This is a genomic window from Varibaculum prostatecancerukia, assembly GCF_943169825.2.
GTDB classification, from domain to species: domain Bacteria; phylum Actinomycetota; class Actinomycetes; order Actinomycetales; family Actinomycetaceae; genus Varibaculum; species Varibaculum prostatecancerukia.
Map to the genome: position 1 here is coordinate 1,507,062 of NZ_OW968402.1, position 24,497 is coordinate 1,531,558.

22 protein-coding genes and 1 tRNA gene are annotated in these 24,497 nt (G+C 53.0%); 7 read left to right on the forward strand and 16 right to left on the reverse strand.

Annotated features, from left to right (window positions below; all coding sequences use genetic code 11):
• Positions 1-8: 8 nt before the first annotated feature.
• Together KO216_RS06565 and hflX are read right to left on the reverse strand one after the other, a co-directional pair.
• A complete protein-coding gene (locus KO216_RS06565; protein WP_215523449.1) occupies positions 9-2,015 on the reverse strand; it encodes an ATP-dependent DNA helicase in 2,007 nt (668 codons plus the stop codon).
• Entirely contained in the window at positions 2,016-3,614 is a 1,599-nt protein-coding gene (hflX, locus tag KO216_RS06570) for a GTPase HflX (RefSeq protein WP_251451951.1), read from the reverse strand.
• A 159-nt stretch (positions 3,615-3,773) separates the two neighbouring features.
• On the opposite strand from hflX, the gene KO216_RS06575 reads away from it, so the two are divergent.
• The 4 genes from KO216_RS06575 to KO216_RS06590 all read left to right on the forward strand — a co-directional run bounded on the left by KO216_RS06575 (position 3,774) and on the right by KO216_RS06590 (position 7,569).
• Positions 3,774-3,847, forward strand: a tRNA-Val gene (locus tag KO216_RS06575).
• Between the two features lie 186 nt (positions 3,848-4,033).
• Positions 4,034-4,699, forward strand: a complete 666-nt coding sequence (locus tag KO216_RS06580) for an ATP-binding cassette domain-containing protein (protein ID WP_215523450.1) — start codon at positions 4,034-4,036, stop codon at positions 4,697-4,699.
• Positions 4,700-4,704: 5 nt separating this feature from the next.
• Complete coding sequence (locus tag KO216_RS06585; protein WP_215523451.1) at positions 4,705-7,092, forward strand: FtsX-like permease family protein; 2,388 nt, start codon at positions 4,705-4,707, stop codon at positions 7,090-7,092.
• A gap of 78 nt (positions 7,093-7,170) precedes the next feature.
• Positions 7,171-7,569: a hypothetical protein gene (locus KO216_RS06590; protein ID WP_215523452.1), complete on the forward strand. Its 399-nt coding sequence runs from the start codon at positions 7,171-7,173 to the stop codon at positions 7,567-7,569.
• 12 nt (positions 7,570-7,581) lie between these two features.
• Here the strand turns inward: KO216_RS06590 and KO216_RS06595 are convergent, their stop codons facing one another.
• Entirely contained in the window at positions 7,582-8,010 is a 429-nt protein-coding gene (locus KO216_RS06595) for a DUF3052 domain-containing protein (protein ID WP_251451954.1), read from the reverse strand.
• Between the two features lie 309 nt (positions 8,011-8,319).
• Here KO216_RS06595 and aceE point away from each other — a divergent pair, with 309 nt between their 5' ends.
• A complete protein-coding gene (gene aceE / locus KO216_RS06600) occupies positions 8,320-11,067 on the forward strand; it encodes a pyruvate dehydrogenase (acetyl-transferring), homodimeric type (RefSeq protein ID WP_215523453.1) in 2,748 nt (915 codons plus the stop codon).
• A gap of 196 nt (positions 11,068-11,263) precedes the next feature.
• Here aceE and KO216_RS06605 read toward each other — a convergent pair whose 3' ends face one another.
• Both KO216_RS06605 and relB read right to left on the reverse strand, forming a co-directional pair.
• A complete protein-coding gene (locus KO216_RS06605) occupies positions 11,264-11,530 on the reverse strand; it encodes a type II toxin-antitoxin system RelE family toxin (protein WP_215523454.1) in 267 nt (88 codons plus the stop codon).
• The gene (relB, locus tag KO216_RS06610; protein ID WP_215523455.1) at positions 11,527-11,748 is read right to left on the reverse strand and encodes a type II toxin-antitoxin system RelB family antitoxin; all 222 of its coding nucleotides are present in this window, start codon (positions 11,746-11,748) and stop codon (positions 11,527-11,529) included. Before relB ends, KO216_RS06605 begins: the two co-directional genes overlap by 4 nt.
• 180 nt (positions 11,749-11,928) lie before the next feature.
• Between relB and KO216_RS06615 the strand changes: the two genes are divergently transcribed.
• Complete coding sequence (locus KO216_RS06615) at positions 11,929-12,246, forward strand: DUF4298 domain-containing protein (RefSeq protein WP_215523456.1); 318 nt, start codon at positions 11,929-11,931, stop codon at positions 12,244-12,246.
• 1,247 nt (positions 12,247-13,493) lie between these two features.
• Positions 13,494-13,883 carry a hypothetical protein gene (locus KO216_RS06620; RefSeq protein WP_215523457.1) on the forward strand — a complete coding sequence of 130 codons (390 nt, stop codon included), beginning with the start codon at positions 13,494-13,496 and terminating at the stop codon, positions 13,881-13,883.
• A gap of 426 nt (positions 13,884-14,309) precedes the next feature.
• Here the strand turns inward: KO216_RS06620 and KO216_RS06625 are convergent, their stop codons facing one another.
• The 11 genes from KO216_RS06625 to KO216_RS06675 all read right to left on the reverse strand — a co-directional run bounded on the left by KO216_RS06625 (position 14,310) and on the right by KO216_RS06675 (position 24,493).
• Positions 14,310-14,465 carry a hypothetical protein gene (locus KO216_RS06625; protein WP_215523458.1) on the reverse strand — a complete coding sequence of 52 codons (156 nt, stop codon included), beginning with the start codon at positions 14,463-14,465 and terminating at the stop codon, positions 14,310-14,312.
• 48 nt (positions 14,466-14,513) lie between these two features.
• Complete coding sequence (locus KO216_RS06630; protein WP_215523459.1) at positions 14,514-14,780, reverse strand: hypothetical protein; 267 nt, start codon at positions 14,778-14,780, stop codon at positions 14,514-14,516.
• Between the two features lie 580 nt (positions 14,781-15,360).
• Positions 15,361-15,873: a hypothetical protein gene (locus KO216_RS06635; RefSeq protein WP_215523460.1), complete on the reverse strand. Its 513-nt coding sequence runs from the start codon at positions 15,871-15,873 to the stop codon at positions 15,361-15,363.
• Entirely contained in the window at positions 15,870-16,475 is a 606-nt protein-coding gene (locus tag KO216_RS06640) for a Panacea domain-containing protein (protein WP_215523461.1), read from the reverse strand. The genes KO216_RS06635 and KO216_RS06640 overlap by 4 nt, the downstream gene beginning before the upstream one ends.
• A 131-nt stretch (positions 16,476-16,606) precedes the next feature.
• A complete protein-coding gene (locus tag KO216_RS06645; protein ID WP_215523462.1) occupies positions 16,607-17,101 on the reverse strand; it encodes a hypothetical protein in 495 nt (164 codons plus the stop codon).
• A 416-nt stretch (positions 17,102-17,517) separates the two neighbouring features.
• Positions 17,518-17,952 (reverse strand): acyl carrier protein, encoded by a 435-nt coding sequence (locus tag KO216_RS06650; RefSeq protein ID WP_215523463.1) that lies wholly within the window; start codon positions 17,950-17,952, stop codon positions 17,518-17,520.
• A gap of 1 nt (position 17,953) precedes the next feature.
• Complete coding sequence (locus tag KO216_RS06655; protein ID WP_215523464.1) at positions 17,954-18,451, reverse strand: DUF3145 domain-containing protein; 498 nt, start codon at positions 18,449-18,451, stop codon at positions 17,954-17,956.
• A 591-nt stretch (positions 18,452-19,042) separates the two neighbouring features.
• A complete protein-coding gene (gene def, locus KO216_RS06660; protein WP_215523465.1) occupies positions 19,043-19,534 on the reverse strand; it encodes a peptide deformylase in 492 nt (163 codons plus the stop codon).
• Between the two features lie 3 nt (positions 19,535-19,537).
• Entirely contained in the window at positions 19,538-21,394 is a 1,857-nt protein-coding gene (locus tag KO216_RS06665; RefSeq protein WP_215523466.1) for a proline--tRNA ligase, read from the reverse strand.
• A 511-nt stretch (positions 21,395-21,905) separates the two neighbouring features.
• The gene (gene ispG / locus KO216_RS06670; RefSeq protein ID WP_215524085.1) at positions 21,906-23,045 is read right to left on the reverse strand and encodes a flavodoxin-dependent (E)-4-hydroxy-3-methylbut-2-enyl-diphosphate synthase; all 1,140 of its coding nucleotides are present in this window, start codon (positions 23,043-23,045) and stop codon (positions 21,906-21,908) included.
• A 158-nt stretch (positions 23,046-23,203) separates the two neighbouring features.
• Positions 23,204-24,493, reverse strand: coding sequence for a M50 family metallopeptidase (locus tag KO216_RS06675; RefSeq protein ID WP_215523467.1), 1,290 nt, complete (start codon positions 24,491-24,493; stop codon positions 23,204-23,206).
• Between the last annotated feature and the right edge of the window lie 4 nt (positions 24,494-24,497).

Here is a 24,497-nt window from a genome sequence, read left to right on the forward strand (position 1 = left end):
CCGGTTAGCTAGTTTTCTGTTTCCTCGAGGTTCCCCAGCCGCCCTAGTGCCCCTAGCACCGTCTGATAGTCGGTAGTTCGCCAAAATGGGGGCAGAGATTTTAGCAGGTAGTTGGCGTATCGGGCGCTAACTAGACGCTGATCTAGCACCGCCACTACTCCTCTGTCGCTGTGGGTACGAATCAACCGGCCGGCTCCCTGCGCCAATAGTAAGGCCGCGTGAGACAGGGAAACCTCGGCAAATCCGCTACGTCCTTGCGCCTCAGCCGCCCGGGTACGCGCGGAAATATAGGGATCATTGGGTCGAGGGAAGGGTATGCGATCAATTAGGACGAGGCGGCATTTATCGCCAGGTAAATCCACCCCCTGCCAAAGGGAAAGAGTGCCGAAGAGGCAGGAATTTTTACTGGCTGCAAAGTCCTCTATCAGTTGATTTATCGGCGCTTCCCCCTGTAGGAACACCTGCAAGTCACTTTCGTCTGCAAAATACTCGGCGGCTTGCTGGGCGGCTCGATAGGAAGAAAATAGCCCTAAAACCCCACCACCGGCAGCTTCTGCCAGCTCTAGGGTTCTTTCCAAGGCGGCTTCACTCAAGCCAGATTTACCTGGCCTTGGTAAATCGGCGGCCACATATAAAATCCCCTGCTGGAGATAGTTAAAGGGACTGCCGAGGTCGCTACCTTGCCAACTTTGTTTGTCCCGGAAACCTAATCGATTCGCAATCGCCTCGAAAGATCCCCCTAGCTGCATAGTTGCCGAGGTGAGTACGCAGGAATGTCCCTTAAAGAGATGGGCATAAAGATCCCCACCTACATCCAGGGGGCCGCAATAGAGGCGGCGGCTCCCGGATTTTTCTTCCGCGATCCAGGCGGCCGATTTTTCCGGGTCAAAGGCAGCGATAATCTCGCAAGAATCTAGCGCCTCTTCAATCTGGGCGAGGACGATGCGCTGCTTTACCCGTTGTTCGTCCTCATCCCCGCTGCTGGTGACTTCCCCAGAGATATCGGAGAGTTCTATTTGCAGAGTGGTCAAGGTAGTTTCTAGTTTCTTCGGCAGTTCGTTAAGTTCGCCCTCGTCTTGTTCTTCTAGGATTTTTGTGAAATTTTTGGCCGTCTTTTCCAGGGCGGTAACTGGCAGGTTGAAATGTTTGCTCACCCCGCGCGCTACTTTTTCTATGGCGCCGCCAGAGAGGTTTACGCAGGCTTGGGAGCGGGCGCGGGAGGGTAGTTCGTGGGCTTCATCTACGATCAAGAGGTCGAACTCTGGCAGTAGCTCCGCGCTGGTGAGCGCCTCTATGGACAGCAAAGCATGGTTGGTGATGATGATATCGGCGTCTTGTGCCTTCAGGCGCGCATCTCGGGGAAAACAATCCGTAAAGAAACGACAGGTTTTCCCCTGGCATTGGTTGGGAGAAATCGAGGCTTGCTGCCAGGCGGCTAGGGTCACTCCGCGCTGAAGTTCATCCCGGTCACCGCTGTCAGTTTCTTCTGCCCAGTCTCGTAGGCGCTGCAGCTGTTTACCGATATTACTGGGGGAATATTCGGTGGCCTCGTAGCTGGGGAACAGCCCTTCTATTTCTTCGGGAGCCGCCAATTTCCAGCGGCAAACATAGTTTGACCAGCCTTTTAATACCGCAACTGTGGGAGGCGTATAGCCGAGTTCGCGGCAGGCACTCACTACCGTGGGAATGTCGCAGGTAAGCAACTGGCGTTGCAAGGCTAGGGTCGCAGTGGAGATTACGACTCTATCCCCGTGTTCGATTGCCCGTTGGAAGGCTGCTGCCAGGTAGGCGAGAGATTTTCCGGTACCGGTTCCCGCCCCGACCAATTGGCTTCCGGGCTGGGAAAACGAGCGGGCCACCAGGTTACACATTTGCACCTGTTCGGCGCGTTCACTGCCGCCAATCTGGTTAATGCAGGTACTGAGAATTTTCCGCGCCGCCTGGGCATCTTTGCTGCTCCCACCTCTACCTTTATCGGTGGCCCCTACCAGTGGGGATACTCCGGGATCAGGCATCTAATTTGCCGCCTCTAGGATGGCTTGGGCGAGGGCGGGGCCGGCGCGTCCTACGACGTGAGTACCGTTTTCTAAGTATTCCACTTTGTCTACGGTACCTTCCTCGTGTAGCCGCGCTACCAGCCCAGATTGGTCGTAGGGAATCACGTAGTCAATGGGTTTAGCGGGAGGAGGTAGCGCCTGACCAATCGCCTCCCGCAGTTGGTCTAGCCCCTGCCTGGTGTGGGTGGAGACCGGGATTCCTCCACCGATGGCAGATTGCAGGGCCCGAATGTGCAACGCATCCACCAGGTCTGTTTTATTGAGGACGAGAATCTCGGGAATGCGGGAAACATTAGGCAGATCTGCTAGCACTTCATGTACGGTTTCTACCTGCTGGACGGGGTTGTGGTGAGTAGCATCAACCACGTGCACGATTACATCGGCGTATTCGGCTTCTTCCAGGGTGGAGCGGAAGGCTTCCACCAGTTCGTGGGGCAGTTCGTCAATAAAGCCTACGGTGTCGGACAACGTGTAGACGCGTCCATCGGGGGTCTCCGCTTGCCGTACCGTGGGATCCAAAGTAGCAAATAGCGCATCTTGCACCATCACATCTGCATCTACCAGCGCATTTAGTAGGGAGGATTTTCCGGCGTTGGTGTATCCCACGATTACTACCGAGGGCAGGGGGCTGCTGAGGCGACCTTCCCGTTTGGTGTCCCGGGCTTTTTTCATCTGTTTGATTTCGTGGCGCAGTTTCGCGATTCGTTTGGTAATCCGCCGCCGGTCGGTTTCCAGTTTGGTTTCGCCCGGCCCGCGCGAACCGATTCCCGCACCTCCCGATACACGCCCGCCGGCCTGACGCGACATTGACTGCCCCCAGCCTCTTAGGCGAGGAAGTAAATATTGCAGCTGCGCTAGTTCGACTTGGGCCTTACCTTCGCGAGAGGAGGCATGCTGAGCGAAAATATCGAGGATTACGGCGGTGCGGTCAATGACTTTCACTTTGACTTGGTCTTCAAGTCCCCGCCGCTGTGAAGGCTGCAGCTGCGCATTTACAATCACAGTATCGGCTTCCAGGGCCGCCACCTGCTCGGCTAACTGTTTAGCTTTCCCGCGTCCTACAAAAGTTGCGGCATCGGGGGCGCTGCGTCGCTGCAAAGCCGCGCCTACCAGCTCGGCCCCGGCAGTTTGGGCTAGCGCCGCTAGTTCCGATAGGGACTGCTGGGCGCCGGTGCGATCGCGATCATAGATGCCTACTAGGAAAACTTTTTCCAGCTGTACTCGCCGGTACTCGACCTCGGAAATATCTAGATCAGAGGCGTTTGTGCGTTGGAATTCTTCGCGCAGCTGCCGGGAGAAATCCCCGCCGTGGGAGCTTTGTTTCGTAAGGGCGGTACTGCCCCAATCCAGCAGTTCTAACCCTTCTTTGGGGGTGTTTGCGTCTACATAGTAAGGATGCGGGGAAGTTGCGGGGGCGCTGTCGAAGGCGGAATCAGTTTCGCGCCGGTTTAAGCTCCGGTCACGCACGCGGCGCACCAGATTATAGGCTCTGTCCAGGTCTTGTTTACTGACTTCCGTTTCCGCAGGTATTTGCGCCGCCTCCCTTGGTGCTATCAACTTAATCTATTTTCCCACGACCCTGCGTTAGCTGCAAAAGGCGCGCGGGAGGTGTGGCGTACGGGATCTTTCGAGGGATCGGGCTGACCAAGTTCGACACATCTCACAGCCCGGGAAGTTTGTTTCTTCCGCACGATTGGGTATTCTTTAACAGGTCTAGGGCCTATAGCTCAGTTGGTTAGAGCGTCACGTTTACACCGTGGATGTCGGGGGTTCGAGTCCCTCTGGGCCCACCGGCGTAATCCGGTCAGGGATTACTAACACAATAGAACTCCAGCATTTTGAAAATCCGAGAAACCACAATTATTCCGTCTGTACCCCCATTAGGATACTAGCCAGATATTATTAGGGGAGCAGAAGAAAGGAATGCGTAGCGCCCCGCCCTATCGGTTTATGCTGACTTCTTTAGAGGAATAGTAATGCGTGTAGATATAGATGACCTCAGATTTAAATATCATGGTAGGGGTGAAACGCGTAAAATTTTTGACGGAGCTTCTGTCAGCTTTTCATCGGGTAACTTTTATGCGCTAATGGGGCCGTCAGGTTCAGGAAAGACTACGCTGTTCAGACTGCTAACTAAGGAGCTAGAACCGGAAGGCGGGCAGATTCTGATTGGGAATAGGGATTTAGAAAAAATTTCTGCCCGCGAACTCCGGACTTCAATTCTTGGTCGAATTTTTCAAGACTACCTGTTAATTCCTTTCCTAAATCCGATTGAAAATTTGCTGCTGGCGCGAGAGATCAGCCACGGATCCGCAGGTAGGCGCGAACGCGATCTTGCCTTGCAGTTGCTGGCACGGGTTGGATTAGCAGGTCATAGCACTCAACCTGTTGAGTTGCTATCCGGTGGAGAACAACAACGCGTAGCTATTGCGCGCGCCTTGATGGGATCGGCTCGGATTCTTCTTGCAGATGAACCCACTGGCGCTTTGGATCGGGATAACACTGTTCAAATCGCACAGTTGCTAGCTAGTTTTGCTCACGACGAGGACATGCTGGTTATTGCGGGTACACATGATATGGAATTCGCTAGTTACGCTGACAAAGTTATTCATATCGGCAATTATGGTTTTGCTGTGGAGTAACGCTAATGGGTAGACAGCGGCTACGTCTCATCTTCAAGATGGCTATACACCGACCTGCGGACGCTTTGGGTACGGTGGTTTTCGCGCTAGTGTTAGTGATGACGTGCGCAAGTCTTAGTGGCTTTATTTCTGCCTATAGTCACGCAATTCAGCGCGGAGCGCAAAGTAGTTTCGGAGCTTATAGTCAACAGGTAAACGGCAACGAGGACGTTGCCGTTTTTATGCGGTCTTTACAAGATAAAGGCGAGGCAGTAGCTACTTCATATTCACGTCAGAATCTTCTAAAAACTGATACGAAAAAGGCTACGAGTGCGGACGTAACGATGCTTAGCGGCGCGGGCGACCTGGGGGTACTAGTTGCTGGACACTATCCAGATAAACCGGGCGAGCTATCGGTTAGCCGGGAGGTTGCTAAGAGATTACAGGCAAAGCCCGGGGATCACGTTGAACTCGTAGACGTAGAGCAAACGGGAAAGCAAGCCGCATTTACTCTAGTTGGAATCACCGAAAACCCTGCTTCGATTCATGAAGTCAGCGCCGTTGCTATCAGTAGTAATCAAACCATATTTGATTCCTCCGAAGTATGGTTCACAAATAATGATTTGACCGCTTTGAGTAACTTGTTGGATCACGGTGGCGGAAATGTCGCGACAGTAACCTCGGTAATAGAGCGCGCTAATGCTAATGCGGTCAGTTATCAGGCGATATCGCCACAGGTTGCTTCACTGTTTCTAGGTCTGATTATCGTGGTGCTCTTGGTGGCAATTTATGCTGTCGATCGGCAGCGACGCCGCAGCGTATTCCAGGTATTGACCGCGTTAGGTGATACGCCAGGGCGAGCTGCTTTGACCACTTGTACCCAAACCACTTTGCTGGCATTAGTTGGGGGAGCAATTGGTTGGATATTAGCGTGTATATCGCTTCCCACCGTCTCGCGGTGGCTAGCAGCGTTTTTTGAGCAGCGTTGGAATCAGGTGGAATGGACTGCCGTGAGCATCGCTGCGCTAGCAACGCTGGTCATGATTACCCTTGGAGGAATACTGAGTGCAGGGGTAACAGTTTTATCTCTAAAACACCACAAGCGCGCTCACAGCGAGGGACTTTCACCCCGGGTACTGCTGATAGTAGGTATTGCGGGCACTGTAGCAACATTACTCCTGATAGTTTCTCGACAAATATTGATTTTTCCGCTGGGTCACCGCGTAGCGATGATTGTCGGAGCTCTAAGTATCCCCACCCTGGCATACGCACTCACATTATTCACGCGCAAGCGTAAAGTGACAGCTCGTTTAGGCAATCGCTTACAACAACTTACTTTAGGAGCGCTTGCAATAGTATTCGCTTTGAACTATTACGGAGCGCTCTATGCAAGTGGAGTAGCAGATTGGACTAATTGGCTAGGTCGGCAGATTAATGGTGAGGAAAGCTATCTGCAGGTCACAAGTGCTACCGAACAGGCCGTAGACAATCTTTTGGAAAGATTACCCCAGTTAAAACCGCGCACCGCGGTATTTGGTGATGTCTCTACCAATGAGCAAATGTTCCGGATTACCGATAGCAAAGGTACTCAATGCTTTAAAACCGCTAAGTCTGTAGACGACTGTCCTCAATCTAACCTGGATTTTGTTTATGTTGCCTCTGGAGGATTGATTGATAAGAGTTTTATTAACCATGCTCCCAAAAGTTATGTAACCAATAAAGGTGCAGTTACTTTGATTGGCATCGGTATCACTGACTCGACCATCACCAAAATGTCTACGGTAGAGGGACTTATCGGTGATCGTAACTTGGAAAATAACATTCTAAGCGGGTTGGTTATATCACCTGACTCCCCACTGCTTAAACAGTTAGGGGTCAAGAAACCTCAGTCTTACACTGCGATTATCACCGGTTTTGCCGCCTTACCCGATGAGGTGCAAGACGAGATACGTGCAAACCTGCTCATACAGGCTCCCTTCGCAACCATAACTGATTCTGAAGATCCGCAGGTTAGGCAAATGCGTGCGCAAGCGGTAGCTCGCCAACTTTTAGCGGTAATCGTCTCCGGCGCGATACTACTAACCCTAGCGGCCGCTTTGGTCTCTAATCAGCAAATTGAACGGCGTCTAATCGAACTCACTGGCGGCGGTAGCAAGATGCAAGTCCGACTAGTTAAATCACTACTTATCTCCTACACGGTTTCAGTGACTTGCGCAGTAATTTTAGGGCGTCTAGCCGCGATGGATCGAGTCCCCTTTATCCGCCTGAATTCAGCCGTTTCCCATGACTACGGTCTGGTGTGGACAATAGGATTGTCTGGCCTACTGTTCCTAATCCCCGCCCTCATTATCGCAATTCGGTCTAGCAATACTATCCCGCTAACCGGTTCGCCCAAATCTCAAAATAATCCTTAGCCGAACGGTGCGATAACCGTTTTACCTATCCCCAATCACCGCTATACCAGAGGGATTGAATGAGGGGGACAAAATTGTGTGCAATCTTGCCAAGGGGATTACTATCACTTTATGTATTACAGGCGGATACCGTTATTTTCTTCGCTGACGCTTACCGGGTTGATCGGCGGGTTATGGTGGTATGCCTTGGAGTCCACCGCTTCCACCCCCACTTGGGTGCCGGCTAGCGTGCTAGTTATCGCATTCCTGATTGCAACTATCGGGATGGCCTGTGCGAGCAAAACTACCGGTTCCAAGGGCGCAAAAATTACTTACCTGACCGGCACGATGCTGTTCCTTGCGGGATTCGCGTCCTTTTATGTATTCTCCCAACCTACCACTATAAACATTTTTGGGTTTATAGCGGTTGCTGCGGGTTTAATAGCCGCAAATCTAGCCGCGGGTTACCTTTACCGGGACAATTCTCGGCAAAAGTAAATATTTCGCTGCTTAGCGACCGCGGGTTACTACTTGGGTTCCCGACCATTGGGGGGAAACCACATCAGAGGTGGTGGGATTCATCCCGACTGTTTTTGCGGCCTCTTCGATTATGCGGGGATCAACGGCACCCGGGTCAGAGGCAATCGGGCTGAGCACCCAAATAAAGCCCCCTTCATCCATATTGCCCATCGCATCCATGAGCGCATCTGAGAGTTCATCGGCGCCGCCGTCATCATCGCGCCACCAAATCAGGGCGCCATCGGTCATCGCGGTGAAATCTTCATCTGCTAGATCGTCATCAATTTGATCCATTATGGCTTGGCGAAGATCTTCGTCGACGTCCTCGTCCCAACCAAATTCTTGAATGACTTGTTCTTTCTTAAACCCCATCTCCGAAACGGATAGGGAACTTTCATGCCTTTCGCGTGTGGTTTCCACGTTCTCTAAGTTACATGATTAAAGCAATAGGAGGAAACGCGGGAGCGAGCTTTGAGATAATCGCCTCCGGTTTTTCCTATTTTCTTCTGTTTCCTGGATTGTTCTTGACGCCCTCTCCCCCTGTTTCTCCTGGTAGAAAGAATACGAGCCGGGTTTACGGGAGGCGGAAATATGTTAATGATTTTCTTGCCGCTCTGCTGGTTTCTGGAGAGCGTTAGCGGTTTTCGTTTAGGCGCACTAGCCAAAGCGGCGGAAATAGATAACAATTAGGTTTGTATGGTCATTTCTGTTGGAGGAGCAACGAAATCTATGAGTGAAAATAAGGCGTCACTGGATTCTGTACACCAGTTAGCTACTGCCCTGCCGGATCCCGATCCTCAAGAAACCCGTGAGTGGCTGGATTCTTTGGATGATTTGATTCAAGAGCGCGGTCCGGAACGTACTCGTGATCTTTTGTTGCGGATGTTGTCGGCGGCGGGCGAGCAAAACGTGGCGGTGCCTGCCAACCTCAACACCCCCTTTACTAACACGATTAAGCCGCATGATGAACCGGCCTTTCCTGGCGATGAACGTATTGAACGTGACTATCGTCGCTGGATGCGCTGGAATGCGGCGGTGCAAGTTACCCGCGCGCAGCGCGACGGAGTCCACGTAGGGGGTCATATTTCTTCCTATGCCTCGATTTCTACTCTTTACGAGGTGGGCTTTAACCATTTCTTCCGAGGTAAGTCGCACCCGGGCGGCGGGGATCACGTGTTTTTCCAAGGCCACGCCTCCCCCGGTGTTTATGCGCGCGCCTTTTTGGAGGGGCGACTCTCTGAGGAAGATATGGACGGTTTCCGTCAGGAACTATCGCAGGCACCGCATGGCCTGCCCTCTTACCCACACCCGCGGCATCTGCCGGAGTTTTGGGAATACCCCACGGTTTCTATGGGACTGGGGCCGGCCGAGGCAATTACGCAAGCCTGGTTCGATACCTACTTAACTAATCGCGGAATCAAAGACTGCTCTGACCAGCACACTTGGGCGTTCCTGGGTGACGGCGAGATGGATGAACCGGAATCGCGGGGAATGCTGCAACTGGCGGGACAACAAAAGCTCGACAACCTCACTTTTGTGGTGAACTGTAACCTGCAGCGCCTGGATGGCCCGGTGCGCGGTAACGGACAGATTATTCAAGAACTCGAGTCCTTCTTCCGAGGCGCCGGGTGGAACGTTATCAAGGTGATTTGGGGTCGCGGCTGGGATCGGTTGCTGGCCAAGGATCACGATCATGCGCTGCTGAAAGTGATGACGGAATGTCTGGATGGCGATTACCAGACTTTCAAAGCTAATGATGGCGCTTACGTGCGCAAACACTTCTTTGGACGGGATCCTCGCACCGCGAAAATGGTGGAGGACTGGACCGATGAGGAGATTTGGGATTTGCGGCGCGGCGGTCACGATTACCGCAAGGTTTACGCCGCCTATCACGCGGCGATGGCGCACAAGGGACAGCCGACCGTTATTTTGGCACACACCATTAAGGGATATGTACTGGGTGAGACTTTCGCGGGTCGTAACTCCACTCACCAGATGAAGAAGCTGACCCTTAAAGATTTGAAGGCGCTGCGCGACCGGCTGCATATCCCGATTACCGATGAGGAGCTGGAGAAAGATCCGCAGCTTCCTCCCTATTACCGCCCCTCCCAGGATGATCCTTCCCTGCAATATATGTTTGAGCGGCGCGAGAAGTTGGGAGGATTCCTGCCTTCGCGTCCTAAGGAACGCAATCAGATGCAGCTTTCCCTGCCGGAGGATTCCGTGTATGACGTCCTCAAGGGCGGTTCTGGCAAGCAGAAGGTTGCTACCACGATGGCGCTGGTGCGCCTGATGAAAGAGTTCTTGAAAGACGAAGAGTTTGGCAAACGGATTGTGCCGATCGTGCCGGATGAGGCGCGTACTTTCGGGATGGACTCGATGTTCCCCTCGGCGAAGATCTATAACACCCTGGGCATGAATTACACGGCAGTCGACGAAAATTTGATGCTGCATTATGCCGAAGGTAAAGACGGGCAGATTATGCACCCGGGGATTAACGAAGCGGGAGCGGCGGCTGCCTTCCAGGTAGCGGGCACTTCCTATATGTCTAATGGGGAACCGATGATCCCCTTCTACTTGTTCTATTCGATGTTTGGTTTCCAGAGGACGGGCGACCAGTTCTGGGCGGCCGGCGATCAGCTGGCGCGAGGCTTCGTGATTGGGGGAACCGCGGGGCGTACTACTTTGACCGGTGAAGGTCTGCAGCACGCCGATGGCCACTCCCCGATTATTGCCGCCACTAACCCGGCGTTTGTGCAGTACGACCCGGCCTATGCCTACGAGCTGCGGCATATTATTCGCGATGGAATGCAGCGGATGTATGGGGATGGCTCCGATGGGCGCGACCAGAACGTCATGTACTATTTGACGGTTTATAACGAGGCGATTCACCAGCCGGCAGAACCCGAGGGGGTAGATGTTGAGGGAATCTTGCGCGGTATGTATGCCTTGACCGGTCACTATGAAAATGGCGGACCGAAGGTGGAGCTGCTGGCCTCGGGAGTCTCGGTTCCTTGGGCGCTGCAGGCACAAAAACTTTTGATGCAGGATTGGGGGGTTGATGCCGCGGTCTGGTCGGTTACCAGCTGGCATGAGCTGCGCCGGGACGGTATGGATTGCGATCGCCATAACCTGATTCATGCGGATGAGGAATACCGCCTGCCGTATGTTACTAAGCGTCTGCTTAATACGAACGCGCCGGTGATTGCGACTTCTGATTATGACCATCTGATTCCGGATATGATTCGCCCCTGGGTGCCGGGACGCTATAAGGTGCTCGGCGCCTCTGATTTCGGTTATTCCGACACCCGGGCTGCCGCGCGCCGTCACTTCTTGATTGATGCGGAGTCCCTGGTGGTTCAAGCCTTGGAGGCTTTGAATGAGGACGGGATTCTGCAGGATCGCTCGGTGGTTACCGAAGCGGTAAAACGCTATGACCTGCTAAATCCGAACGCTGGTTCTTCTGGCGAACAGTAATAGCTGACGCTAATAGCATCAGGGGGCGCTCATCGTTTGATGGGCGGCGCCCCCTATTTTTTGGAGTTAATACCCTGCTAATTCCGGTATAGGTATTCACCTGTCTAAAAGGCACTGGACCACATTAAGCCACTTTTGCGATTCTGCGGACAACCCCGGCTTTCGTGGGATTTCCCTATAATTGCCGCCGCTACAGTTAGCGATAAATTTCTTTGCGATGCCCAATAGCTAAGGCTTGAATATAGAAGTGGTCATCTTCGATCTCGCAGATGAGGCGATAGTTTCCGATGCGGTACCGCCACTGCCCGGCATAGTTTCCGCGCAGCGGTTTACCGTGGCTGCGGGGATCAGGGGTTTCCACCAGATTTTTATCAATCCAGTTACTAATCATTCGCTGGGTGTAGCGATCGAGTTTACGAAACTGTCTTTTGAACCTGGCGGTTACCCGGAACTGATATTTCACAGGTCGAGTTCTTTCTTGAACTCATCCCAGGAGTAGGATTTCTTTCCGTCCTCCATCCATTCGCGGTGAGCCTCATCGGCTACTGCCAGGTCGAACTCGTCTTCGATCTTTTCAAAAAGTGCCTGCCTGAAGGCTTCTGCCAAGGTAATCGAATGCAGGTTCGCATAGCTGGTGGCTAGTTCTTTTTCTTCTGCACTCATCCTGATAGAAAATGCCATCTTTCCCCTCCTCTTGTAGTACAAGGTACTACAAGCGTTCTAGGGGGTCAATAGCTTGCGACAAGTTAAAGCATTAGCCGCCACTGAACTAGATCCTGGATGCACGGCAGCCCCAGGCGCGCCTTCCAGAATTGCTTGCCGCGATAAGCGGTAAGGGGCGAGGTGTGGGAGGATGGGGCTATGGAAAAAGCTGAAGTTTCCGCCAGTACGGTTAAGCGGGTTTCGCAGATGGAGGCGGCGCTGGTGCGCCTAAATGACGCGATTGCAACTGTTGAGGGCGCGCTGGATACCTATGAGCAGATGTGGGACGATTATCGCGCCTTGGATAGCTACTATTCTGGAAAAGCCTGGTGGGAAGACTTAGAGGCTGACAACCAGGGGCTTCTACCCGAGGATTTGCCTCGCGGGGTACTTTCCGAGGACGCGCTTTATGACGCCCTCGGCGACGCCGAAGCCCTCCGCCAGCGCCTAACAGAAATCGCGCAAGCCGCGCAGTAAAACACACGTCACTAACCCGAAAAGGATATTGAGCGCTTTATCCTGCTTTAGTTGCACATACGCAACTCAGATAGTTTTGCTGTGTTTACGTAACTGCGCTGCAAAAAACATCAGGCATAGGTTTATTGTCAAGAGCAGTGAAAAACGTTTCCGGCTATGCCTGTTAGCTTAAACGAATTCCAACCCTGTTCAAGATCGCTTCTGCCGAGCGAGATTATCCTCAAACATGGAAAAAGCGGCTCCCGTTTACGACAATGCCCATGGCGCTGACTAGCCGGGTGTGCGAAAAACTCCAGCTTCCCGGCTGAAAGTTACTGCAACGCTTCCACTACCGGGTAGAGCTCTGGACTGTCAGCGCCTAGACTCTGTGAAACACCGCCGGTCAAAGCCAGACTAGTGATTACCAGGAGCGCAGAAATGCGCTTAAGTAAAATCTTTACCATTTGAGAACACCTCCCTTGTATTACTTGGCTTCCACCTGTTGCTATGCGTATGAGGGAGTCCGCTGTGCCTAAGAAAATGAACAGCCCAGTTAGAAAGCATTTGTGGTGGCAAATGCTCCACCTATTTACAAAGCGCCTCTTCTTGTCCAGCTCCGCTATCGCGTTAAAAGATGCATGCAACACTGGCGGATAGCGCGTAACTTCGACCTCGCAAGTCGTAGTAAGTTCGCCCCTATCGTGAGAAACGAAAAAATCAGCAACCAACCTGGAATCAAGGTCACTAGCAAGTCTTTGTATCTTGTCCATACCCCCTATATAGGGCGCGAGAGCAAAAACCCAGGTGAAAGCTATATTCCCACTGTGTAGTATTGGAAGTTTTTAAGAAAAGGGATTTTGTTAAGATTTCTGTGTGTGCAAGCAAAATTGGGACGATGGCCTCCCAAACGGGGCCTACCAGATACCGCCCAGAACAAGATGCGAGAAGTACCCAATCAGCGACATTGTGCCTTGCGATATAGAATACTTACGAATCCAAGGGAATCGCTGGACCCAGGCCGGAAGACTGACTGAGTTCGTTTTTGTTCTCCAGGTCAGAAACAAAAACACTGGCAGATGGCAAACGCACCTTTCGATAGACTGCACACATTCCAACACCCACATTCACCACTACAAAGATGGGGAACGGGATGACAGAGCGCGCGAAACGATTAAGGTACTTAACCAAGCAAGGGATGTTCAGGACGCATTGGGAATGGCTATACTGAGAATCAGACAAGAGATTAATAAACTGGTGGAGGTGCGAAAGTGAACAAGGAATTGGCGGACTTTGAGAACGAAGTCCTCTACAACGTCATGCTTGGGACTACCACCCCTAAAGTTATAGATTCTAGGGGTCACACCCCGCTTATTGTCTGCCTGGAAAACGAAACCGTTGGCACCCTGCTAGCTAGAATCGAAAGAGCCGGAGGTTGCGGGACCGTATATGCCCTATCCGAAACCGGCGAGGTCAGCGTGATAGCAGTGCAAGACAAAGCCCCGGAAGCACCCAGTCCCACCGACCTAGCAGCCGACACCCTAAGCGAAAACTCCCCTATCGGATTATTTATCGAATACATTTCTACCCAAGAAGATGGTGTTTATCTCACCGGCGCAAAAATACGCTCATACGGCACCGCCGAACTGACCAAGGTTTAATTCCCGCAATTCCAGCTACCGCTGACCGATCCATCAGCGGCTAAAGTAGCTGCGAAAGGTTGTTCCCAAGACAGGCTTAGGTTCGATCTGCCGCGCCGGCCTTCTAGTGATATGGAGGCGTTCGGCCCGGAAGCGTAGATAGTGAGCGTACCGTTGCATGACCCGGTAAGGGTAGTACTTGCCCGCCTGTTTGCCGGGGCAGGAGCAGGCGCGGGTGCTACGGGCCGCTGGATAATAGTCCTAGTGGGAACCGGGGCAGGCTTTACCGGGACAGGCGGGATTTCCTTTTTCTTCAGATTATCTACCGCCAAAGAAGAAAATACCCCAGCCCCCAGGACAAGACCTACCACTGCCACGTACGTAATAAACGTAGGCGACAGTAGCAGGTACTTAAATGTGCCCCAGGGGCTACGGAGTAGCGGCCTATCAGAAGAGGTCATCACCCTCTACCTCGTCTACTACCGGGGCAGCCTTAGCGACTTTAGCCTTGGGGCTGCGGGTGCTCTTAGCCTTGGACTTAGGCGCGGGAGCGTCTTGCTCGGCGCTACCTGCGCTAGAGCCAGGGGCTCTATCCTCTTCCACAACCGGAGGCTTATCCGGGCTATAACTAACCTTTGTAGCCTCAACTGTTCATGGTTCTCTTTTACCTCGCTTCCGTGAATAGGAGCCATTTCCAAAAACGGAAAGAGCAAATTGCGTTTCTGGCATTGTTCCCTGACGATGATTTCCAGGGTTCGCCAAAAACTCCACCTCCCCGACCGGCATCTGCTCCAGAATCTCCGCTACTGGGTAGAATCCAGGACTGTCATTGCCTGGATTGCAGGGAATAATAACGCTTAACGCTAATGCAAGCAGTGCAAAAAGCGCCAGAGCGCGTTTCGATACGCTTTGTATCATCTTGGAAAACCCTCCTGTCTAAAAATTTTGCTTTCCACTTGTTGCTATGCGTCAATCACGATTCGGGGGCAAAACAGCAGGTGGGGAAGAAAATAAGGATAGGGTTGAACTACCCCAACACTGAAGACATTGGGGCTTCTTGTTTCATCCAAACATTGCCCGTTTTCCCAACGAACGTATAGTCCATTGGTGCTACTGGTCTTACACGTTTTTCCGCAAGAGTTCTGCTATGTTCCGTAGCAGAGGCGTTTATAGACCGCTCACGTCTTGCCACTAGGTTCACCTCCCCTAAAACGACTCCGACTTCTTATTTGCACTACCTATATAGGGCGCGGGGTAATGGGGGGAAACACAAGACGGGCAAAAATAAAACCGCTGGTCAAGGTAGTTGCGAGGTTTATCAGCATACATTCGCGTCCCCTGCCCCCCATTCATCGGCAGAGCTAAAGACCCCGCCGGTTTCTGAAACAAGGAACGCTTTAGGTTCTGCCTAAAAATCTAAACGGGGAGATAAAAAAAGAACGGCTCATGTTCCTTAGTGCAACTGCTCAGAACGCAATCCTTGTCTGTGAGATAGTTACTATGATTCCCTTAACGAGTTTAGAACTGCCTGCGTGGAAATTACCATATCTCCACGATCTGAGTCGATTAGAACAAAATCAAAGCTCTCATAGAAACTGCGAACTTTTTCTTCAGGAGCCTGCAAGATTAAAAAGCGCGTGCCTGTCATGCCAGCAATATCCCTATACACCTTAAATACTTCGTGCATAAGGATGTAGCTCGCTGAAGTACCATGCAAGGATTGGGCAACGGCAAACTTGCCCAACAGCTGACCGGGATGAGAGGCAGCAGTAGAAATCCCTTCCCGCATAACACGGGGTAGCGCTTTGGAATCTATTACTTGGGAAGATAGGCAGAAATACCCTAGAACCTCAGTCGAGCCTTGCTCGCACATTACCCATATTGCCGACTGGTGACGTTCTTCGTATTTTCTTCCCCATTTAATCAGCCAATTGCCTAAAGCGTTCCCATGCCCACAGTCGAACCAATCATAAATATGATCCTCGTTAAGGCGTTCTACTGTGTAGCTCATGCCTCAACTAGCCCGCATTGAGCGAAAATCTCTCTAGCTTTTTCTCCTTGTTCAGCTCCTAGAGTTTCTAAAATCTCAGCCCCTTTTGCGGTGATAGGCATAATTTGGGGAGGGGGGAGCAAATAGAAAAGCTCCGGAGGCATTTTTCTCCACAAAAAGAAATCAATAATATCTTCGCTATCCAGGTATGACCGCCTGGTACCTTCCTCGCGACCTTCCCAGGCCTTAATCCAAGGGTCCTCCTGGTGCGTCATCTCCACCAAGTCCCACTGGTCAATCTCCCCGTAGTATTCCCAGACTGCTTCTACAACCTGGTCTAGGTAGAAATCATCCTCTAAGGGGGCATCTTCAAAAGTGGCGCAAACTTGCTCAATAAGTTCCAGGCTGACTACTTCTTGCTCGGAATGTAAGGAAAGCAAATCCCCTACGACCGGTCCGTATGTCATGGCGTAAAACTGCTGCCTAAACAAAGGCTCGCCGGTAAGCCTGCCATACCAACCATAAATGTAGTACATGAGCTTTTCTAGCTTAATTGCCGAAATTTCCCCGCGTCCGCTCACCCGAAATAGACGGGCAGCAACATCAAATACCGAACGTTGCATTCCTAGCCACCTCCCCGCGAAATAGAACTGTCTCCTTTTTAATGTATCTTAATGCATCCAGCCCAAACAAGGCACATACACTTACAGCCCCAGCAAATCGCTAGGGCTGTAAGGTTAAGAATGGTTAGTTACTAGCAAGGCCAGGAATTACCTTCGCTATCGCCGCATTGACGCATACTGGTGGTACCATCACCGTTGTCAGTGTATTTCCAGCCATCTTGTATCACAGTCTTGGGACCACCACTGTTACTACCACCGCCAGAGTTACCACCAGAGCGAGGTGCCTGGTAGTTACCACCGGAGCGGCGAGGTGCCTGGTAGTTAGAGCGGGCTTGCCCCTGATAGTTACCACCAGCTTGAGTCTGGGCTTGAGCCTGGGCATCAGCAGCAGCTTCAGCCTCTGCCTGCGCTTCTTTTTCAGCCTTCACCTTAGCTACGTAGTCCTTAGCAGCCTTAACGTTACGTTCAATAATCTCAGCCTGCTTTTCCTGAGACATCTGCACGGCAGTAGGTATCTTATGTGCCGACTCGCCCTGCGCCTTGGGAGCAGAGCTAGAACACCCCGCCAAACCAATAGCTAAACCAACAGCTGCCAGTACAGGTAAAATCTTTCGAGTTTTCATCATTTAATCCATTCAGTTATATCCAACGACTTCCTCAAGTACCCATACCGGGCGCACGAGCAAAACCTTGGCGGGAACTATATGCAACCATTATATCGCTTTAAGAATAAAATAACTAGCAAAAGGAACTACAAATCAACAGGTAGCGGCCGCAAAGTATTAGCCATAAAGCAGCTGCCCGAAACCTCGGCGAAGATCAGCATTAGATCCAGCCGGAAACTTTAATAAAAATCAAAGCGGGAACCAAAAGAATCCGGCGAGAGGAAATATTTCCTCTCGCCGGATGGAATGTTAGGTTATTGTGCTTTTAAAGTTAGCTCAGAATTTTTAGTATTTAGTCCCGACACGCCCACATATTGCGATTTCTTTTTTAAAAAATACAGCTAAGACTTGCGGAAACCTGCTTTTACAGTTTTGTTTTATTGACTTTGATAAAGGCGCGCCAGCTCCCCCAAAGTTTTACATTCCACAATCTGGCCATCGGAGCGTTTTTCTCCCAGTTTCCCTTCGAACCGCGCCACTACCGCATACAGCGACAAATCATCGAAATCTAGCTGCGTTCTCAACCCCGTCTCTGGCCGCAAATCTGTCTGTTCACAGTTAACTTCCGCGGCAACGGCTTCCAAAAGACAAGCTATAACCTCCGGGTCGCCGCTAAAGTTTTCCCAGGCAGCAGGGATATTTTCCGAGGATATATCCGGGTTGCTACCGCTGCCTTCCTCGAAAACCGCCCCAGATTCCGCGGTAGAACTACGTACAGATTCGTCCTCTCCCCCGCTTTCATCCTCCGAGCCGCCCGGCAGGTTTTTACCGAAATCGGCGAGCGCCGCTAAGGCATCGGCATCTAGCGCCATCTCAGCCCACTCGGTGCAGCCAGCGCACCGGCGCTCCGGCTCCCGCATATCGGAAAGGCTCGAGTTCTTCGTCCCAAGCGGTTCCCAGTGCCAAGTCCAGCAAGCGCCGCAACTCCTCTTGACTGCCTTGAGAAAGGGCAACGCGCACCCGGTCTTCGGGCACCACTACGTTGCCCACCACATCGGTTTGGGCATGGAAGATTCCCAGGTCAGGGGTATATGACCAGCGTCCCCCATTGTTATTTACGGAGGCGTCCTCGGTTACCTCGAAACGCAGATGTTCCCATCCGCGCAGGGCGGAGGCTAGTTTAGCGCCGGTACCAATCTGCCCCACCCAGGACAGTTCCGAGCGGAACATTCCCGGTTGCGCAGGCTGTTCCGTCCACTCTAAGTTGACGCGTTGATCTAGAACTGCGCCAACCGCCCATTCCACGTGACTAGAAAGTGCACGGGGGCATGAGTGCACGAAAAGTACACCGCGGGTGTAATCCTTGTTCATCGCTTCTCCTTTAGTGCTCGCAAGGTTCGTCTTCCCCAACGGCCTGTGCGCACCTAAGAGTGATGACACGCGGTGTCTCACTTTCTATTTTGCCCTCGATAACAAGTTTCAACAAGCCCAAAAGCCTCTGACCACCAATTTTGTGACCACTGAGGCTAATGTGACACCTGTGGTTTAGAGGGTGGGTGTCAAAGCGCGGGGTGCGGAGGAAACGCGAGAACGGACTGAGCAGACGCGCAGGATCAGTTTTCTGCCAGGACAGGTTCCGGCGTTGGATGTAACCTCGCGTGGGGCTTATCAATGGCGCGGGGACTAGATTTTCCGATAGGGCTAGGCGGACGTAAACCTCGAAAAACACCTACGGCTTTTCCGAGGTTTTGGGCAGGAGAAAAACCTAGAGCTCACGCTAACTTACAACCACCAAGCTCTTATCAAGGGCGAACGGGAAAAGATGCGGGAGAGACCGGACTAGACGCGCGGGGGCTGAGTTTGATCCGAGTAGGTGCGGTGGGCATAAGAATTGGGGAGAGACTAGGTCTCTCCCCAATTCTTGGGCGGGAGGACAAACTCAGCCCCCGCGCACCGGCTCAGCTACAGGCCTTTTTCACGAATCTCTTTAAAAGCTTTACGGCGCGTTAACCGATCCAGGCGATCTAGGTACAGATGCCCATCTAGGTGGTCACATTCATGCTGGATACAACGCCCCATCAGCTCTTCACCCTCAACCACTTTCGGCTTGCCATCCAGGTCAATCCCTTCGGCACGCGCATACCAGGCACGCTTGCAAGGGAAGTAGAGTCCCGGCACCGACAGGCAACCTTCATCGCCGTCTTGGTATTCGTCCTCAGATACCTCCACGAGTCGCGGATTCAAGATGTAGTCGATTTCCCCGTCAATGTTCCAGGAGAAAGCCCGCAGCCCCACACCAATCTGGTTAGCGGCTAGACCGGCGCGCCCATCGGCATCTACCGTTTCCAGCAGGTCTTCTACCAGCTGTTTTATATGTTCATCGATTTCGCCCACCGGTTCACAGGGGGTACGCAAAATCGGGTCACCGATTACTCTGATTTCTCGAAAAGCCATGGTCTATTTCTCCTCATTTCCGCTCGCCGGAACGATTTTTTCTGCCCGCGCATAGGCTTCCTCAAGATCCTTGCGCACCTTGTCACTTACATACTGAAAGGCATCCGCAACTGCGATTTCTTGGCGTTCGCCAGTGGCGCGACACCGTACTTCCACAGTTCCATCTTTGAGCCCGCGTCCGATCACTATCAACCAGGGCATGCCGAGCAGTTCCGCATCCTTGAACTTCACCCCGGCAGATACTTTCTTGCGGTCATCAATCAAAGTATCGATTCCGGCGGCAGTAAGCTGGTCTCCCAAAGTCTGCGCGGCCTCGAAAAGTTCTGCCCCTTTACCAGTAACCAGCACGTGTACTTGGAAGGGCGCCACATTAGTGGGCCATTTCAGCCCTACCTCGTCGTGATATTCCTCGGCAATAGCTGCCATGACCCGGGAAACTCCGATTCCATAGGAACCCATGGTAACTACCTGGGATTTCCCGTTTTGATCTAGCACGTTTAGCCCCAGGGCTTCGGAATACTTCGTTCCGAGGGCGAATATATGGCCGATTTCGATTCCGCGGGCGGTCTGTAAGGCTCCGGAACCGTCGGGAGCCGGATCCCCATCCCGCACTTCCGCGGCTTCAATAAACCCGTCAGCGCGGAAATCTCTGCCGGCCACCAGGTGATAAATGTGGGTGTCTTCTTTGCCGGCGCCCGCGATCCATTCGGTACCTTCCACTACCCGCGGGTCGAGGAGACAGCGGGGGCTGCCGGAGATATTCCCGTCCTCGTCTACTTTCCGATCCGGATGGTCAGGCCCGGCGCAGGTGGGGCCGGTAAAGCCCGGCACGATATTGGGGTAGGCGGCCATATCTTCCGGGGTGGCCATTTCCACATCTGCCCCTAGAGAGGCTTCCAGGCGGCGCATATCAATCTCGCGATCCCCGGGTACCCCTAGCAGTAGCACTTCCCGTTTCCCATCGGCATAGGTGGCGGCAACCATGAAGGCTTTCAAAGTGTCAGCCTTATTCCATTCCCGGCCATCTTCGCGCGGGAAATGCTCATTCGAGTAATCCACTAGCGCTTCCATAGTGTGTGTACCAGGGGTTTTACGTTCAATCGCCGCCGGAACCTGCGAATAATCTTTCGGCTCCGGCGCAATGGTAGTTACCGCCTCCACATTGGCGGCATAACCGCCCTGGGAGCGGACGAAAGTATCTTCCCCGATAGCACAGGGGAATATAAACTCTTCGGAGCGCGATCCTCCCATAGCCCCCGCCATCGCGGAACAAATCACGAAATCCAGCCCCAACCGCGAATAGATCCGTTGATAGGCACGGCGTTGCTCCTGGTAGGAGGCTTCTAGTCCTTCTTCGTCAATATTGAAAGAGTAGGCGTCCTTCATAATGAATTCGCGTCCGCGAATCAGCCCTGCCCGGGGACGTGCCTCGTCCCGATACTTTTCCTTAATCTGGTAGAGGACGACCGGCAGATCCTTGTAGGAAGAATAAAAGTCTTTCACCAGCAGGGTAAACATTTCTTCGTGAGTGGGTGCCAACAGGTAGTCAGCGCCCTTGCGATCCTGCAGCTTAAACAGGGAAGGCCCGAACTCTTCCCAACGGTTGGTCGCTTCATAGGGTTCGCGTGGCAGCAACGCCGGGAAAGCCACCTCTAGGGCGCCAATCCGATCCATTTCTTCGCGCACTACCTGCTCTACGCGCCGAATCGTGCGCAGCCCCAGGGGTGTCCAAGTGTAAATCCCGGGCGCGGCACGGCGAATATAACCGGCGCGCACCAGCAGTTTATGGGAATCCACCTCGGCATCTACCGGGTCTTCCCGCAAAGTCCTGACAAAATAAGTCGACATATTGTAAGCCACGTTCGCCAGTTTAGTAGATGATTCAAAGGAACCTAAACCGCGCCCGCCTCGCAGGAATCAAGTCGTCTCGCACCTAAGTGAGGTATGGGCGAAAGGTACCGTATGGATCCGCGCGAGCGAGAAGTTTTTCCTCCCGCATACAACGTACGGATTGCATCTCCCAAGACTTGGAACTAAAGACCATTTTTACCTCCCCACTCGCAAGGCTTACGGTCGGTAAGCTGTACCCGCCCGGTTGGGTTTGAGCGCGCGTCCGGATTTTTCTAAGACAACATCCAGCAACAAGAAGCGCAACCATATGGGGAGGGCTGGCTGTGAGCGCGGGAGAGAAGTTTTATCCGAGTGGGCTAGGTGGGCGCAAAATTCGCAACTGCCAGCGGGCAGTTGCGAATTTTTGGGCGGGAGGAAAAACTTCTCTTCCGCGCGTAAACCGTCGCTACGTTTGCCGAATTCTTGGGCAGGAGGAAAAACCAATCCCCCCCCCGCGCCGCAAGTAGCAAACTCGGGAAGCTTAACGACCAGGAATCGCGACCTCAACTTGGCCGGAGCCTTCTTCTAGGCCCAGCAGCTCAGCTTGGCGGTGCGCCTCCGCAATCAGAGTAGGTACGATTTCCTCCTCGGGAACCGTCTTTATCACTTTGCCTTTGATAAAAATCTTGCCTTTGCCGTTACCGCTGGCTACCCCGAGGTCGGCTTCGCGTGCCTCGCCAGGACCGTTTACGACACAGCCCATTACCGCTACTCGCAGCGGCACTTTAATTTCGTCTTTCAGGGCATCCGTAACGGCGTTTGCCAACGTGTAAACATCTACTTGGGCACGTCCGCAGGACGGGCAAGAAACAATCTCCAGGGTGCGTTCTTTTAACCCCATGGACTGCAGGATTTCAATCCCGACTTTTATTTCCTCCACCGGATCAGCAGACAGAGAAACCCGGATAGTATCCCCGATACCTTGACGCAGCAGCGCGCCGAAGGCGGTCGCGGATTTAATAGTGCCTTGGAATTGGGGGCCAGCCTCGGTTACTCCCAGGTGCAGCGGCCAATCCCCCATTTCGCTCAGCAGTTCATAGGCGCGAATCATAGTTACCGGGTCATGGTGTTTGACCGAGATCGCAAAGTCGTGAAAATCGTATTGCTCGAATAGCCGCGCCTCGTTAACCGCGGATTCTGCCAGCGCTTCCGGGGTGGCTTTGCCGTGGCGTGCCATTACCCGCGGGTCCAGGGAACCAGCATTGATCCCAATCCGCAGGGCGGTGCCGTGTTTGCGTGCGCATTTGGTGATTTCTTCTACCTGATCATCGAATTTGCGGATATTTCCGGGGTTAACCCGCACCCCGGCGCACCCGCCCTCAATGGCAGCGAACACATATTTAGGTTGGAAGTGAATATCAGCAACTACCGGAATAGTAGATTTTTGGGCGATGACCGGCAGTGCCTCCGCATCATCAGCGCTGGGGCAAGCCACCCGCACAATATCGCAGCCGGCAGCGGTCAGAGCCGCGATCTGCTGCAAGGTAGCACCAATATCGGTGGTCTTGGTGGTGCACATGGATTGCACGCTAATCGGGGCGTCTCCCCCAATAGCTACGCTTCCGCAACGGATCTTCCGAGTTTTCTTCCGCGGGAAACCCGCTGGCCCAACTTCCGGCATTCCTAGTTCAACACTCACGTTCCTATTATGACGCGTTCAGCCGCTAAAGCCCTATTTTCTAGAAATAATCAGACCTTTCCCACTGCTGTCACCAGAGCTTTTTCGTATGCTCGCTGAGGGCGAAAGCTCAAAGGAAGAGTAAAACCCAGCGGCAGACGCTACGGCAAGCGAATCGGATCCACAATATCGGCGACCATCAGCAGAACTGTCATCGCAATCAATAGCCCGGCCACCACGTATGTTAGCGGCACCGCTTTCGCGGCATCAATTGGGCCGGGAGCGGGGCGAGAACGCAGCCGCGCATAGCTGTTCTTGATTCCTTGCCAACAGGCACCAGCAATATGCCCCCCATCTAACGGAGGCAGCGGAATCAGGTTGAATACAAATAGCGCCATATTTAGCGAGGCCAGCAGGGAAAGCATTCCTCCCGCGCGGTCAGCCAAGGTTATTTGGGTAGCAGGGGCGGAACCGATTTCTCCCGCGATGCGCCCTACGCCCAGAACTGACATAATCCCCGAGCTATCTCGCGGAGTATCGGTGAACACCGAGACCCCCACATTCCACACTGCTACCGGCAGTTTTAAGACTACCGCTCCGGTTTGGTAAAACATTTGCCACATGGTTTGCCCATAGGTGGCTATCCCCGTGCTTTGACGCACCGAACGCGCGTAGAGGCCGGCTTTCCCCTCTACCCCGGAAAGCTGCAGATCGATAACCTCTCCGCCGCGGCGCACCGAAACGGTAGCGTCTCCATGAGTAGCCCCAGCATATTTGCGCAGGTCTTCCCAGGTGTTAATCTTTTTACCATTCCAGGCGACCAATACATCTCCGGATTTGATGCCGGCTTTGGCTCCCGGTGACGGCTGGGCTCCCTCCTGGGAGCATTCGACCACCTGACCGGCTTTTAGACACACAGCTTTATCGACCGTGGTGGTGGGGGTGGCAATCCCAATCCCCAGCATCGCTACCCCCATCAGCACGAATGCCAAGAATAGATTCATGACTGGCCCGCCGAACATTACCACTAGGCGGTGGCGTACTGGCAGGTTATAGAAGGCACGAGGACGCTGCTCCAGGGGAATCTCTGCTAGGGAGGCATCGCGCGCTTCCTGCGACCAGGTAGGAACCAAGTCTTCAGCTTGCTGTGGATCCAGGGCGCGTGCCTCGCGCACCGAAAGTTTTTTACCGTCAAGTTTGTATCCAAATTGGTCAGGGTCACCCGGTCCATACATTCCCAGGATCCGGCAGTATCCCCCTAAGAGGATGGCTTTTACCCCGTACTCGGTTTCCCCGCGTTTGCGCGAAAACAGGGTGGGCCCAAAACCAATCATGAACTGGGGAACTAACGCCCCGAACTTCTTGGCGGGCAGCAAATGTCCACATTCGTGCAGGCCAATAGAGATAATCAGTCCCACAACCAGAATTATTATTCCCAGCAAAAACGCCATGGAG